The sequence below is a fragment of the Seongchinamella unica genome, assembly GCF_004354085.1.
Classification (GTDB): Bacteria; Pseudomonadota; Gammaproteobacteria; order Pseudomonadales; family Halieaceae; genus Halioglobus; species Halioglobus unicus.
Genome location: NZ_SMSE01000002.1, coordinates 993,085 through 1,006,572, shown reverse-complemented (window position 1 = coordinate 1,006,572; position 13,488 = coordinate 993,085). Strand labels below are relative to the sequence as shown.

General features: G+C 60.2%; 9 protein-coding genes. 4 read left to right on the top strand and 5 right to left on the bottom strand.

Features of this window, described 5'->3' with window-relative positions; genetic code table 11:
* Positions 1 to 46: 46 nt before the first annotated feature.
* The 3 genes from E2F43_RS11680 to E2F43_RS11670 form a co-directional block, all read right to left on the bottom strand.
* Positions 47 to 1,654, bottom strand: a complete 1,608-nt coding sequence (locus tag E2F43_RS11680; protein ID WP_133212787.1) for a GMC family oxidoreductase — start codon at positions 1,652 to 1,654, stop codon at positions 47 to 49.
* A gap of 113 nt (positions 1,655 to 1,767) precedes the next feature.
* Positions 1,768 to 2,328, bottom strand: coding sequence for a gamma-glutamylcyclotransferase (locus E2F43_RS11675; RefSeq protein WP_133212785.1), 561 nt, complete (start codon positions 2,326 to 2,328; stop codon positions 1,768 to 1,770).
* A 410-nt stretch (positions 2,329 to 2,738) separates the two neighbouring features.
* Positions 2,739 to 4,253: an alpha/beta hydrolase domain-containing protein gene (locus E2F43_RS11670; RefSeq protein ID WP_133212783.1), complete on the bottom strand. Its 1,515-nt coding sequence runs from the start codon at positions 4,251 to 4,253 to the stop codon at positions 2,739 to 2,741.
* A 702-nt stretch (positions 4,254 to 4,955) separates the two neighbouring features.
* On the opposite strand from E2F43_RS11670, the gene E2F43_RS11660 reads away from it, so the two are divergent.
* Genes E2F43_RS11660 through E2F43_RS11645 form a run of 4 tightly spaced genes read left to right on the top strand, consistent with a single transcriptional unit; the run spans position 4,956 to position 11,095 of the window.
* The gene (locus tag E2F43_RS11660) at positions 4,956 to 7,133 is read left to right on the top strand and encodes an ABC transporter substrate-binding protein (RefSeq protein ID WP_238946868.1); all 2,178 of its coding nucleotides are present in this window, start codon (positions 4,956 to 4,958) and stop codon (positions 7,131 to 7,133) included.
* Entirely contained in the window at positions 7,133 to 8,110 is a 978-nt protein-coding gene (locus E2F43_RS11655; protein ID WP_133212781.1) for an ABC transporter permease, read from the top strand. The genes E2F43_RS11660 and E2F43_RS11655 overlap by 1 nt, the downstream gene beginning before the upstream one ends.
* A 13-nt stretch (positions 8,111 to 8,123) precedes the next feature.
* Positions 8,124 to 9,494 carry an ABC transporter permease gene (locus E2F43_RS11650; RefSeq protein WP_133212779.1) on the top strand — a complete coding sequence of 457 codons (1,371 nt, stop codon included), beginning with the start codon at positions 8,124 to 8,126 and terminating at the stop codon, positions 9,492 to 9,494.
* A complete protein-coding gene (locus E2F43_RS11645; RefSeq protein ID WP_133212777.1) occupies positions 9,491 to 11,095 on the top strand; it encodes an ABC transporter ATP-binding protein in 1,605 nt (534 codons plus the stop codon). Before E2F43_RS11650 ends, E2F43_RS11645 begins: the two co-directional genes overlap by 4 nt.
* A gap of 26 nt (positions 11,096 to 11,121) precedes the next feature.
* Here E2F43_RS11645 and E2F43_RS11640 read toward each other — a convergent pair whose 3' ends face one another.
* Together E2F43_RS11640 and maiA are read right to left on the bottom strand one after the other, a co-directional pair.
* A complete protein-coding gene (locus E2F43_RS11640) occupies positions 11,122 to 12,831 on the bottom strand; it encodes an aromatic amino acid hydroxylase (RefSeq protein ID WP_133212775.1) in 1,710 nt (569 codons plus the stop codon).
* 9 nt (positions 12,832 to 12,840) lie between these two features.
* A complete protein-coding gene (maiA, locus tag E2F43_RS11635; RefSeq protein ID WP_133212773.1) occupies positions 12,841 to 13,479 on the bottom strand; it encodes a maleylacetoacetate isomerase in 639 nt (212 codons plus the stop codon).
* Positions 13,480 to 13,488: the final 9 nt, after the last annotated feature.

The following is a 13,488-nucleotide window of genomic DNA, read 5'->3' as shown; positions in this document are numbered from 1 at the left end:
CTCTTTCAGAGCCGGGGGTTTTTTGTTTGGGCCTCCCTGAGGGGCGCTATTCACCGCCAAGGATAAATTCCGCCCCTTTCTCGGCAATCATCACCGTGGGGGCATTGGTGTTACCGGAGACGATGCTGGGCATGATTGAGGCGTCGATGACCCGCAGGCCGGCGACGCCATGTACTCGCAGGCGGTCATCGACCACCGCCATGGGGTCGCTGCCCATTTTGCAGGTGCCAACGGGGTGGAAAATGGTGGTGCCCAGGTCACCCGCCGCCCTGGCCAGGTCTTCCTCGGACTGCAGGTCCGCACCGGGTTTCAGCTCCTCCGGTGCAAATGGCCGCAGCGCCTCGCTGGCCATGATACGGCGGGTAAAGCGAAGTCCCTCGATCGCGATTTTCCGGTCCTCTTCCGTGGACAGGTAATTCAGCCTGATTTCCGGTGACGCCTCCGGGCTGGCGCTCTTGATGCGCACATGCCCGCGGCTGCTGGGTCGCAGATTACACACCGAGGGAGTGATGGCGTTGAATTTGTGCAGCGGTTCGCCAAACCGGTCCAGCGACAGGGGCTGGACGTGCCATTCGAGGTTGGGTGTGGGCTGCTCTGGATCACTCCTGGCAAAGGCGCCCAGCTGCGAGGGAGGCATGGTCAGTGGCCCGGTCCTGAACAGCAGGTATTGCAGGCCCATTTTGAGCTTGCCCCAGAGGGAGTGGTAGAGCTTGTTCAGGGTCGTGGTGTTGCTGACTTTAAACACGGTCCTGATCTGCAGGTGGTCCTGCAGGTTCTCGCCCACGCCGGGCAGGTCTTTGTGCAGCTCGATACCATGTTCTTCCAGCAGTGGTGCCGGGCCGATGCCCGACAGTTGCAGCAGTTGCGGGGAGCCGATGGAGCCCGCCGACAGGATCACCTCCCGGTGTGCCCTGAACACCTGTTCCGGTCCGCCGGCGATACTGGCCCGTACGCCCGTGGCACGCAGTTCCCCGGAGGCTGAGGACAGTGCCAGTCCCTGGACCATGGCGTGGGTCAGGATGGTGAGGTTTCGGCGTGATTTCGCCGGATTGAGAAAGGCGTGGGCCGCACTCCAGCGCCGGCCCCTGCGCTGGTTCATCTGGAAGTAGGCGGTGCCGAAGTTGTCACCGCGGTTGTATTCTTCAATTTTGGGGATGCCGGTCTCGGCGGCCGCTTCACGCCAGGCATCGAGAATCTCCCAGCTGACCCGGCGTTCCTCCACCCTCAACTCACCGTCGCTACCGTGGAATTCACTGGCGCCATGCTGGTAATCCTCGGATCGCCTGAATACCGGCAGCACATCGTCCCAGCCCCAGCCGCGATTGCCCAGGGCCGCCCATTCGTCGTAGTCGTGGCGCTGGCCGCGCATGTAGATCATCGCGTTAATCGAGGAGCAGCCGCCGAGCACGCGGCCGCGCGCATAGCCGAGTGAACGCCCGTTCAATCCGGGTTCGGGGGTTGTCTCGAAGCACCAGTCAGTGCGGGGATTGCCAATAGTGAACAGATAGCCGACCGGTATATTGATCCAGAAGTAGTCGTCCTTGCCGCCGGCCTCGAGCAACAGGACCCGCGTGTCGGGATCGGCGCTGAGACGATTGGCCAGCACGCAACCGGCGGTGCCTGCGCCAACGACGATGTAATCGTATTCGTTCATTGATGATTCAGCATGATCGGACCTCAGTTCGCGCAGTCTAGCCGATTTTACATTTGGGGTCAGAGTAAAAACTCTGCGGTCACACGCTTAACCAACAGGCGCAAGACTAGTTTTTACTCTGACCCCAAATGTACGGAGACCAACAGAGACTCGAGTTCCTCGACGTGGGGGTCGCTCTCTCCCAACTCGCGAAGTGAGTCGGCGAGGCGCAACACATACTCGCGATTGCTGCCGCTCGGGCCGTGGGATAGCTGGATGTGGGAGGCCAACGCGCGGATGGGCATCGGTCCCATGTAGGCCTCGTTGTCCGCATCGGCGACGTAGACGACCCCATCCACCGGTTCGCTGTGTCCGTCCAGGGCGATTGAGCAGGGCAGCCGTGTGTATCCATTTTTCTCCCGGTGGTCCAGGTGTGTGAACACCTTGGGCTGTACCAGATAGGCAACGCCCCGGCAGATCCTGTTTCGGGCCGGCACCAGCGTAACCACACGCCCGGGCGCTTCCGGTGTGCCCCGGTGGTCGTGGGAGCCCTGCCAGAAGCGCCGTTGCCAGCCGCTGATGCTGCCAATCTCGCGCTGCAGGTAGGGGAAGTCCACCTTGTAGATCAGTGAGCCATAGCCGAATACCCAGGTCGGCGCGCCGGGCTGATCCGCCTGCTTTTTCACGATGGTCATTAGTTGAATTCCGGATAATCTGCTCAAGCAGGCTCCATGGTAACTCACGTCCTGAATATTTGGGGTCGGAGTAAAAACTATACTGGCCCGCCTGTCCCTTAGGCGATTGACACCGTAGTTTTTACTCCGACCCCAAATATGGAGGAAGCGCAGTTGACGATCAACGCCAAAGCCTTCCCTAAGAAAGCAATCGAGAGGAGAATGGATAACCATAAAGCGGTGTCTTGGTAGTTATTGGTTGAAGCTTAGCAACTCCAACTGTACTCCATTTCACCGCTTTTCTAATTTCTGGCTCCCCGCAAATGTGAGAAGAACCAAAAAAGCCGGCGCTCGAATTGCTTGCCCCGCAGCAGTTGGATTGTGCCCGCGAACGGGTTATTCCTACGGACTTCTACCTGCTGCTCGCCCCATCAGGGCGAGTCTGTGACCTGGTTACGCCACTGCTGCGGCGCCCATGCAATGATGGCATCCGCATCTTCACGCAGCAGAAAACCCTCGTTCACCGCAGCCTCGGTGGCGTCCTTTACCGCTTCCACGTAGCCGCTCTCGTCCACATATCGCGTAGCCATTTCGGCAGCGCTGAGCAGCTTTGTGGTGCCGAACAGGCGACAGAAACCGGCGCCGGTATTGGGCTCGCCGCGCAGAATGGCGGAGGGTGCGTCCACGTAGGGGGTGCGTATGCCGCCCAGGGCATTGCCGGTCTCGTCGTAGAGATAGTCAGAGCCATCGTCGTTGATCTCCAGTCGTGGGGAAGGGGGCGGCAGTTCGCCGCTGGTTACCCAGGCGTCAAGCGCCCGTACGGCGGTATTGAACACGTAATGATGGGGCCCATTGTTGATGGGCTGGTCACAGCTTATGAACCCGAGTACCGAATTTTCTTCAATCACGGACGCGAATCGGGGGTCGCCCACGGTGTCGTCACGGCCGGTGACAAACGTGTAGATGTCGCCATGCGCGGTGCCAGCGACTTCCCAGGTCCGGATCATGTCGGTGTCCTCCTGTCGCGCGGGCGTGAAGCCCAGGAACACCACGTCGGTCTCGGTCTGGAAGGTCATCACCGGCACATTCACGTCGGTCCTGATCCGGGTCGCCTCCGGTGCGGGAATGTCTGGCAAGGGCGCCTGTGACAGTGGTGCGCTGAAACCGCCGCGGCTGTGGATCATGTAGCCATCAAAGCTGTTGTAAAGCGGCTGCAGTGCGTTCACATAGGCTGTCAGGCGGCCTGCGGACTGGGATTCGCCATAGGCGATGAGACGCTGGGGGATGAGCCCGTCCAGCGGATCGATGTCAGCCGGTTCACGCAGGGCCTGGACAACCTGCGAAAAAATATCATAGGAATAGCTGTCGCCGGGGTGGACGAGTGACCCGTAGCGCTCCGGGTTGACCGCTTTCAGGTGCAGTGGCAGCAGCCCATTCTCGCTTCCCTCGATACCCACATATTGTGCCGAGACGCCCACCCACACCGCGCCGCCGCGGCGCATTTCAAGGTGGCCTGTGCCCCAGCTGGGCGGGGTTTCAAAGCCCGCGGTAACGTTCAACCATTCCACAATCACGGTGCCGCTGAATTCGTCCGGGTCAATCGGTCGATAGACCACAATGCGGGTTTTGTAAGTCGCCTGCTCGCTGGGTTCGGCTTCCCACGCGCCATCGGCAAGGAGCGAATTGACGTTGGTGAAAGCGGAGGCGGTGCCTTCGAGGAAATACTCGGACTGGCGATAGCCGACGTCTTCAAGATCAAAGTTAAGCGCCAGCAAGTTGATCGAGCCTGCATCTGGAGGCAGGGAGACCTGGGGTTGGGCGATCGGCAAATACTCCGGCTCTGGTGGCGTGGTTGTGCGCTGAGAGCTGTCGTCGCAGGCCATGAGCGTCGTGAATGCCAGCAGGAGCCCCAGTTGGCGCATCGAGGAGAAAGTGGTGCTTAACATTAAACTTCGTCCTTTATTGTTGGGATGAACGTTGTCCGGCGCAGTTGCATAGCCTGTAACAGCGCCGCCGGCCGGCATGAATCTATCATAGGCGCTGGGTGAGAGCGGTGGGAGATTGAATCCACAGATGAGATCGACAAAAGCTTGGCTGACAAGAATTTACTCCGACTCCCGGCACAACTCCCCGTCCTGTGGCAGGAGCAGCGACGCCAGGTCCTCCACGTGGGGGTCACTCTCGCCGAGGCCGCGCAGGGCGTTTGCCAGTTACAGGAGGTAATCCCGATTGCTTCCGCTGGGCCCATGTGAGGCGTCAATATGTGCGGCAAGGTCAGGCATCGGCACCTGGCCCGGGTAGGCAACACCCCGGCTGATCCGCCTGTTTTTTTACCATGGTCATTAGTTGAATTCCGGATAATCCTTCAAGCGGGTTCCATAGTAACTCAGGCCCTGCATATTTGGGGTCAGAGTAAAAACTCTGGCGTCAATCGCTTAAGGGACAGGCGGGCCAGCATAGTTTTTACTCTGACCCCAAATATGCCAAATATGTCAAATATGGAGGGAGCGCAGTTGAGGAAATGGGCGGCTCAGTCGTCTTATGGAGAGGGACGGGCGTTAGCGGCATTGAGACTCGAGAGTAGTCCATGTAACCTTGCCCGCTGGCGCCACAAGCGCTGATAACAACAATTACCAGGTTTCGTATCTATGAATATCCTGTGCGCCTCGCGCGCTGCCATTGGCCTGGCAGCTGTACTGCTCCTATCCGGATGCGGCAAAGGCCCCTGGAACAACCCCCACCCGCCCAATCCGGAGGGGGAATTGGTTTACCAGTCGATGATGTCCCCGGCGCCGCCGAAGCATCTGGACCCGGCGATTTCCTATGCCTCTGACGAGAACCTGATTCTCAGCCAGATCTACGAATCGCCCATGGGCTATCACTTCCTCAAACGGCCCTATGAGCTGATTCCGCTGGGCGTTGGCGAGGACCCCGAGGTGACCTTCCTGGACGCCGAGGGCAATGAGGTCAGCGAGGACGACGAGTCCCTGGCCTATACCCGCTACACCCTGAAAGTACGCAAGGACGCCCATTTCCAGCCGCATCCGGCCTTTGCCACCAACGAGCAGGGAGAGCCGCTCTACCTGTTTGAATCCGCCAGCGAAGGCGCCGGTTACACCCAGATTCCGGATTTCCCGGAAACCGGCCACCGCGCGGTGAAGGCCAGCGACTATGCCTACGGCATCAAGCGCCTGGCAGATCCGGACCTGGGTTCCCCCATGCTGTCCTTTATGTCCCAGTACATCGTCGGCATGAGGGAGTTGACCGAGGAGCTCACCGGTGTCGAGCGAGATGGCTGGCTGAACCTGGACGATTACACCATGGAGGGGCTGGAGGTAGTCGACGACCACACCCTCAACATCAGCATTCACGGTCGCTATCCGCAGTTCGTCTACTGGCTGGCGATGCGCTTTTTCTCACCCATTCCCCCGGAAGCCGATCGCTTCTACAAAAATCCGGGTTTTATCGATCGCAACCTTACCCTGGACTGGTGGCCAGTGGGTTCCGGGCCTTTCATGATGGTCAGGAACGACCCCAACAGTGAAATTGTGCTGGCCCGTAACCCCCACTTCCGTGAGGACTATTTCCCCAGCGAGGGCGAGCCGGGTGACCTGGAGGCCGGCAACCTGGCAGATGCCGGCAAGCGCCTGCCTCTGGTGGACCGTATCGTTTTCCGCCTGGAGAAAGAAGTTCTGCCCCTGTGGACCAAGTTCCTGCAGGGCTACTACGACCGCTCCGGTGAAAATCATGGCAACACCAATCGCATGTTCGACCAGGCCTTTGTGGTAGGGCCCGACGGCGTGGAAATGTCACCGGAGATTGCCAGCCACGGTATCAAGATGGACCCGGACGTGAAACCCGCCATCTACTATTACGGCTTCAACATGCGAGATCCGGTCGTGGGCGGCTACACCGAGGAAAAGCGCAAGCTGCGCCGGGCCCTGCAAATCGCCTTCAACGTCGAGGAATATCTGGCGATTTTCTACAACGGTAACGGGATTACCGCGCAAAACATCATCCCGCCCGGAATTCCCGGGCACCTGGAAGGTGAGGCGGGTATCAACCCCTATACGCACCGGTGGATCGATGGGGAGCCGGTTCGCCGCTCTATTGATGAAGCGAAGCAATTGCTGGCCGAGGCGGGCTACCCCAACGGGCGCGACGCCCGCACCGGGGAGCCCCTGAAACTGTTCATCGACGTGCAGTCACAGGCCATCGGCAATACCCAGATGAACTGGATGGACCGCGTCTTTGGCCAGATCGGTGTGCAAATCGAGTATCGTCCCGCGGACTGGAACCGTACGCGGGAAAAACTGCTGACCGGAAACACCCAGATCTATTCCTACGGCTGGATCGCAGACTACCCGGATCCGGAGAACTTCCTGTTCCTGTTATACGGTCCTGACGGCCCGCTCAACTGCAAGTGTGACGGCTCCAACAACTCCAACTTTGAAAGTGAAGAGTACGACGAACTGTTCCGCCAGGTACGGATCACGCCGCCGGGCCCCGAGCGCGAGGCCATGGTCGCCCGCATGGTGGAGATTTACCGCCGGGAAGCGGTATGGCTGTATGCGTTCTATCCCAAGGACATTTACCTCAGCAACCCCTGGGTCAGCAATACCAAGCGCCACGGGATTTCCAAGGCCACCCTCAAGTACATCAATATCGACGACGAACTGCGCCAGCGCAAGCGGGCCGAGTGGAACCAGCCCGTGACCTGGCCCCTCTATGCCGGCGCCCTGCTCGTTGCCGCCATGATATTGCCCGGGGTGACAGCCTATCGCCGCCGCCAGAACGCCACCGCCCGCAGATCGGATAACAACTAATGCTCGCCTACATCATAAGACGCCTGATTTACGCCATCCCCATTCTTATCGGGGTGAACCTGCTGACCTTTACCCTGTTCTTCGTGGTCAATTCCCCGGATGATATGGCGGTTTCCCAGTTGGGCGACAAATACGTCACCCCCGAAGCCATCCAGAAGTGGAAGGTCAAGAACGGTTACGACAAACCGCTGTTCATCAACGACGAGGCCGAAGGCCTGGGAGCCGTGACCGAGACCATTTTCTTCAACAAGTCGGTGCGCCTGTTCGCGTTCGACTTCGGTCGCTCGGAGAGTGGCAGGGACATCACCACCGATGTCTCCACCCGCATGTGGCCCAGTCTCGCCGTGGCGCTGCCGACCTTCGCCGTGGGCATCTGGGTCAACATCTGCGTGGCCCTCATGGTGGTGATGTTTCACGGCACCAGGCTGGACCGCTGGGCGGTCTTTGTGTTCGTCGCCCTGATGTCGATCTCCTATCTGTTCTATATCATCGGGGGCCAGTACCTGGTGGCCAAGACCTGGAAACTGGTGCCGGTGTCAGGCTTCCACAGCGAGGGCCAGATATGGCGCTTCCTGATCTTGCCGGTGCTGGTGGGGGTGGTCGCCGGCATAGGCTCAGGGGCCAGGTGGTATCGCACCCTGTTCCTGGAAGAGGCCAACCAGGATTACGTGCGCACTGCCCGCGCCAAGGGTGCCAGCGAGATCAGCATCCTGTTCCGGCATATCCTCCCCAATGCCCTCATCCCCATTCTCACCGGGGTGGTGGTGTTGATTCCTGCGCTGTTCATGGGCAGCCTGCTGATCGAGTCCTTCTTCGGGATACCGGGCCTGGGCAGTTACATGCTCGATGCCATCAAGTCACAGGACTTCGCGATTGTCCGCACCATGGTGTTTATCGGCTCGATCCTGTACATCATCGGGCTGATTCTCACCGATATTTCCTATACCTGGGCTGACCCCCGGGTCCGGCTGAACTGAGGGCTGCGCGAGAATGAAACCTGTTCTGTTGTGGTCCGACGCCCTGATTTTCATGCTGGTCATCGCACTGGTGATCTTCTTCTACAAGCTGCGGGAAGACCCGCAAACCCGGGAACGCTGGGGTCAGGTCTTCTCGTCCCGCCTGGGTATGATCGCGTTCACAATCATTATCACCTACGTGGGTGTGGCGCTGCTCGATTCGCTGCACTTCCGCCGCGCCCTGGAAAATCCGGAGGGACTGCAAACCGAGGAGGTGTTTTACGACAACAAGGTCACCAGTGTCCTGGATGTCATGCTGGATGGGATGGGGGACCGTTTCGAGCGCACCTATTCCGCCCCGTTTGCCCTGAAATCCTTCGAAAAACAGAACATGAAAGACGAGCAGGGCAATTCCATCCGCGATTTTCCGCAGCTCAAGCATGCGGGTACCCACCTGGCTGACCCCTCCGAACGAGGCGCGGACCTGCTGGCCAAGAGCCTGGTGGCGCTGCTCTGGGGTGTGCTGATTGCGGCGATCGTGATCGCCCCGCAATGGTTGCTGCTGCGCAACAGTTATAACCCCTGGCATGCCTCCTGGGGTGTGCAACTGGTGGTGATCTGTTTCTTCACCTGGCTGGTCAGCATCAGCCATCACTACCATGTGCTTGGCACGGACAAGGGCGGCGCGGACGTGGCCTACCAGAGTATCAAGGGCATCCGTACCGGGGTGCTACTCGGCACACTGTCAACCCTGGTGATGCTGCCCATCGCCGTTTCCCTCGGTGTCATGGCCGGCTACTTCAAGGGCTGGGTCGACGACGTGGTGCAGTACCTTTACACCACCCTGAGTTCCATCCCGGGCATTTTGCTGATTGCCGCATCGGTGCTGTTGTTCCAGGTCTACATTGACCTCAATCCGGACTTTTTCTCCATCGGTATGGAGAAGGCCGACGCCAAGTTTATCGCCCTGTGCTTTATCCTCGGGGTCACCAGTTGGTCCACCCTGTGTCGCCTGATCCGCGCCGAAACCCTGAAAATAAGCCAGCTCGGTTACGTGCAGGCGGCCCATGCCTTCGGGGTGAGCCACTTCCGCATTCTCAGCCGGCATATCCTGCCCAACGTGGTGCACATCATTCTTATTACCTTCGTGCTCGACTTTTCCGCCCTGGTCCTCGCCGAGGCGGTGCTGTCCTATATCGGCGTGGGCATCGACCCCTCCATGGGCAGCTGGGGCAATATGATTAACGGCGCCCGCTCTGAACTCTCCCGGGAACCGGCGGTCTGGTGGACGCTCACCGGGGCCTTCTTCTTCATGTTTATCCTGGTACTGGCCGCCAACCTGTTCTCCGACCTGGTGCGCGATGCCTTCGATCCGCGAACCATCAACCGGAGGGCCGACTCATGAGCGGGCAAGCAGACGTGCGCATGCGCATACAGGACCTGCGGGTCGCCCTGGCGGAAAGTGGCGTCGAGATTCTCAAGGGGGTGTCGGTAGAGCTGCACGCCGGGCGGATTTTCGCCCTGGTGGGTGAGTCCGGTAGCGGCAAGTCGGTGACCTCCATGGCGGCCATGCGTTTGCTGCCGGAGGCGCTGGAGATAACCGGCGGGGCGGTGCAGGTCGGTGACCAGGACCTGTTCGACCTCTCCGAGTCCGCCATGCGGGATGTCCGCGGACGGCGGGTGGCAATGATCTTCCAGAACGCCATGACGGCCCTCAACCCGGTGCAGACCGTGGGCCAGCAGGTGGCGGAAACCCTGAAGCTGCATACCGTGCTGCGCGGTGACCCACTGCGCCAGCGGGTGGTGCAGTTGTTCACCGAGGTGGGTATACCCGACCCGGACCAGCGTTTCAGCTTTTATCCCCACCAGTTGTCCGGTGGACAACAGCAGCGGGTGATGATCGCCATGGCCCTGGCCTGCGAACCGGAGGTGCTGATCGCCGACGAGCCGACTACTGCCCTGGACGTGACCATACAGGAACAGGTATTGAAACTGATCCGCGACCTGACCCAGTCGCGCCAGCTGGCGGTGTTGCTGATCACTCATGATATGGGCGTGGTCAGCAACACTGCTGACGATGTCGCAGTGATGTATCGCGGGGAAATTATCGAGCGCGCCAGCGTGGACGATTTTTTCCACCACCCCAAGGAAGAGTACAGTCGCCGCCTGATTGACGCCTTGCCGGATCTCACCCACTTCCAGAGCGCGGCCGCCGAACAGCCACTACTCAAGCTGGATGACGTCAAGGTTCACTTCCCGATACGCAAGGGTGTCCTGCAACGTACCGTCGATTACACCCGGGCGGTGGATGGCGTGTCCCTGCATATCGGCCGGGCGGAAACCTACGCCCTGGTCGGCGAATCCGGCAGCGGCAAATCGACCCTGGGTCGCGCCATACTCAACCTGGAGTCTGTTGCCGGCGGCAGCGTGCAATTTAATGGCGAGGAGATCCAGCACCTGGGTCGCAAGGCCATGCTGCCCTATCGCAAGCAGATCCAGGTGATTTTCCAGAACCCTTATTCGTCGATGAACCCACGCCTATCGGTCGGTGAAATCATTTCCGAGGGGATGGAAAGCCTGGGGCTGGGCCTGAGCAAGGAAGAGCGCAACAAGCGGATAGACGACCTGCTCACCCGGGTGCAACTGGGTCCGGAGGTCGTCAGTCGCTATCCCCACGAATTTTCCGGAGGCCAGCTGCAGCGCATAGCGATCGCCCGCGCCCTCGCAGTGGAACCGGAGCTCATTATTTGCGACGAACCCACCAGTGCATTGGACGTGAGCATTCGCTCCGAGGTACTGGACCTGCTCCAGGAGCTGCAGCGCGAGTTCGCGGTCTCCTACCTGTTCATCACCCACGACTTGTCGATCGTGCCGACACTGGCACACCAGGTGGGGGTAATGCAACTGGGCAAGCTGGTAGAGCAGGGCACCGCCGAACAGATCCTGACCCGGCCACAGCATCCCTATACCCAGGCGCTATTGAAAAGCGTGCCCCGGATCGACTAGCAACGCCGTAAGCGGGAGGCGGGAGCTTAGCGGGAGTTCAGCACCAGCGCCGTCAGGCGCGCCAGTTCTGCCGATTGCCCGCCGATTGCGGACAGTTCCGCCAGCAACTGTTGCCGTAACGCGGTGCTGTCGATCTCCAGCATTTCCGCTCGCAGCAGCCATTCTGCGGGGTAGGCGTCCAGCATGTCCTGCAGTTGTTGTTCCTGGTCCGCGTCGGCGGTTTTGCCGCGCAGCCCAGCCACTTGTCGGTAACAGGCCATGAGGGCATCGTCCGCAGTTGGTTTGGGCGTTGCGGTGGTGGGCGTGGGTTTATAAAGCTGTAATTTTTCCCGGTCGGCGACGCCGCCGTAGACGGAGTCGATGGCGGCGCCCACGGCGAGGTCGTAGGTTCCCCAGGCGGGGTCAAACAGTATCCGACCCTTCAGGTCCCGTACCGTGCAGTCGCTGAAGCTGAGTACCAGGTTGCGATGATCCTGGCGGTGCACGTGGTCCAGCACGCCGCTGACCGTAATGCCGGAAAGATATTCCAGGCTAACCCGTTCGCCGATATTGATATCGTGGGCCTTGAGTTCATCGATGGTATAGAACGAGAGACAGCGGCTGAAGTCCTTCAGGTGGCCGATGGGCGAGCCGAAACCCGCGGCGTGATAGTCCACCCCGTGGCCGATGATCTCCCGGTCCCGGTAGGCGAGTTGGGTCGGGCCCTCGGTGCGCAGGTAGGTGGCGTTGCCGACCGCGTCGCGCAGTACCTCGCAGAATACGCCACTGACCTGCATGCCCGAGTCATAGCGGGCGGTGCAGACGCTGCCGGCGTTGATGGCAATCTCCAGTGAGGGGGCGCCACCGCGGCGAAAACACATGGACTCGGCGAACTCTTCCAGCACCTGGCTGAGGTGTTTGCAGCTGCGGGTAACGAACAGCTGCGGCTGCTCGCGGGTGATATCGTAGGGCGTTAACACTGCGTCGACGGTGAGCGGAATTTTCCTGACCGCCTCGTCGTCCAGGCAATTGGCGCTCTCGCCGAGGGAGGAAAGCAGACCCGCGCCGAATATCCGGTAGTCGTCCACCGTGCCCACAAGGCCGTACTCCACGGTCCACCAGTGCAGGCGGGTGAGCAGGGCGGCCTCGGAGGGTTGGGCATCGGCGTTGGCCAGGCCCTGCAACTCGGCCTCGGCAGCCTGGATCTCCTGATCGCTGGAGTCGGCACATTCCTTGAGTATGGACAGTTTGCGAATGGCTTCGTACTGCTGCAGATCTGCCCAGGTAGCGATGGCTTTCATGCCCACTTCGCCGAAACTCTGCAGGAACTCGGCGTAGTCGATATCCACGATAAACGGCGCGTGGCCTGCCGATTCGTGCAGGATATCGGGCGCCGGGGTGTAAAAGATATGGTCTATGCTACGCATGTCCAGGGCGATAACCAGCACCTTCAGCGCCTGGAATTCCATAAAGATGGCCGGCGGGATGAAACCGTCTACCACAACCGCCCGCCATCCCAGTTTTGCCAGACACTGGTTCATCTCCTCGATAGAGGGGATATGGTCCAGGGCGATGCCTGTCCGTTGCAGGCCTTCGAGGTAAACCGGGTGGGCGGAGTCCGCCAGCTGTCGGGTCAGGTGTTTCATCACGAATCGCCAGACCGCCTGGTCCCGGGCGGTATAGTGTTCGTAGTGCTGTTCCTTGACGAAGGGCCGCAGGTGTTCTGGCAGGGACGCTATTATCTCACGCTGGGTCATGGGCCGTGCTTACTCCGGGGTGTCCGGTTGCCGGTCGGGAGCGGCCGCCGCGAAGGCGGGTAGTTCCAGACAGTTATCGACCACCCGCTGCAGGTGAGGGAACTCATCCAGTGCGATGGCGAAGCGGCGGGCGTTGAACAACTGTGGCACCAGCAGTACGTCGGCCATGCAGGGTGCTTCGCCAAAGCTGTAGGTGCTGTTATTGGCCGCAAGCTGTTGCTCAATGGGGCTGAAACTGCGGTGCATCCAGGTGGTATACCAGTTGTGCACTGCCTCTTCGTCGGCCTGGTAGTTCGCCTTCAGGTAGTTGGTCACCGCGATATTACACAGTGGGTGTACATCGCAGCAGATACTGTTGACCATGGAGCGAATCCTGGCGCGTTGCAGGGGGTCTTCCGGCAGCAGGGCAGGCTCCGGGTAGCTTTCTTCCAGCCATTCCAGAATGGCCACGCTCTGGGTCAGTACCTCGCCGCTGTCCAGCTGCAGAGCGGGTACCAGTCCCTGGGGATTGTGGGCCAGGTAGTCCTCACCTTTCTGCTCGCTTTGCAGCAGATTGACCGGCAGGTAGCCGTAGTCCAGCCCCTTGATGTTGAGGACAATCCGCACCCGGAAGGCGGCGGATGAGCGGTAGTAGGAATAGAGCTCCACGGGCTTCTC

Coding starts and splice junctions, on each gene's coding strand:
- E2F43_RS11645 (WP_133212777.1), top strand. CDS start 9,491: ATGAGCGGGCAAGCAGACGTGCGCATGCGCATACAGGACCTGCGGGTC.
- E2F43_RS11650 (WP_133212779.1), top strand. CDS start 8,124: ATGAAACCTGTTCTGTTGTGGTCCGACGCCCTGATTTTCATGCTGGTC.
- E2F43_RS11655 (WP_133212781.1), top strand. CDS start 7,133: ATGCTCGCCTACATCATAAGACGCCTGATTTACGCCATCCCCATTCTT.
- E2F43_RS11640 (WP_133212775.1), bottom strand. CDS start 12,831: ATGACCCAGCGTGAGATAATAGCGTCCCTGCCAGAACACCTGCGGCCC.
- E2F43_RS11680 (WP_133212787.1), bottom strand. CDS start 1,654: ATGAACGAATACGATTACATCGTCGTTGGCGCAGGCACCGCCGGTTGC.
- E2F43_RS11660 (WP_238946868.1), top strand. CDS start 4,956: ATGAATATCCTGTGCGCCTCGCGCGCTGCCATTGGCCTGGCAGCTGTA.
- E2F43_RS11675 (WP_133212785.1), bottom strand. CDS start 2,328: ATGACCATCGTGAAAAAGCAGGCGGATCAGCCCGGCGCGCCGACCTGG.
- E2F43_RS11670 (WP_133212783.1), bottom strand. CDS start 4,253: ATGTTAAGCACCACTTTCTCCTCGATGCGCCAACTGGGGCTCCTGCTG.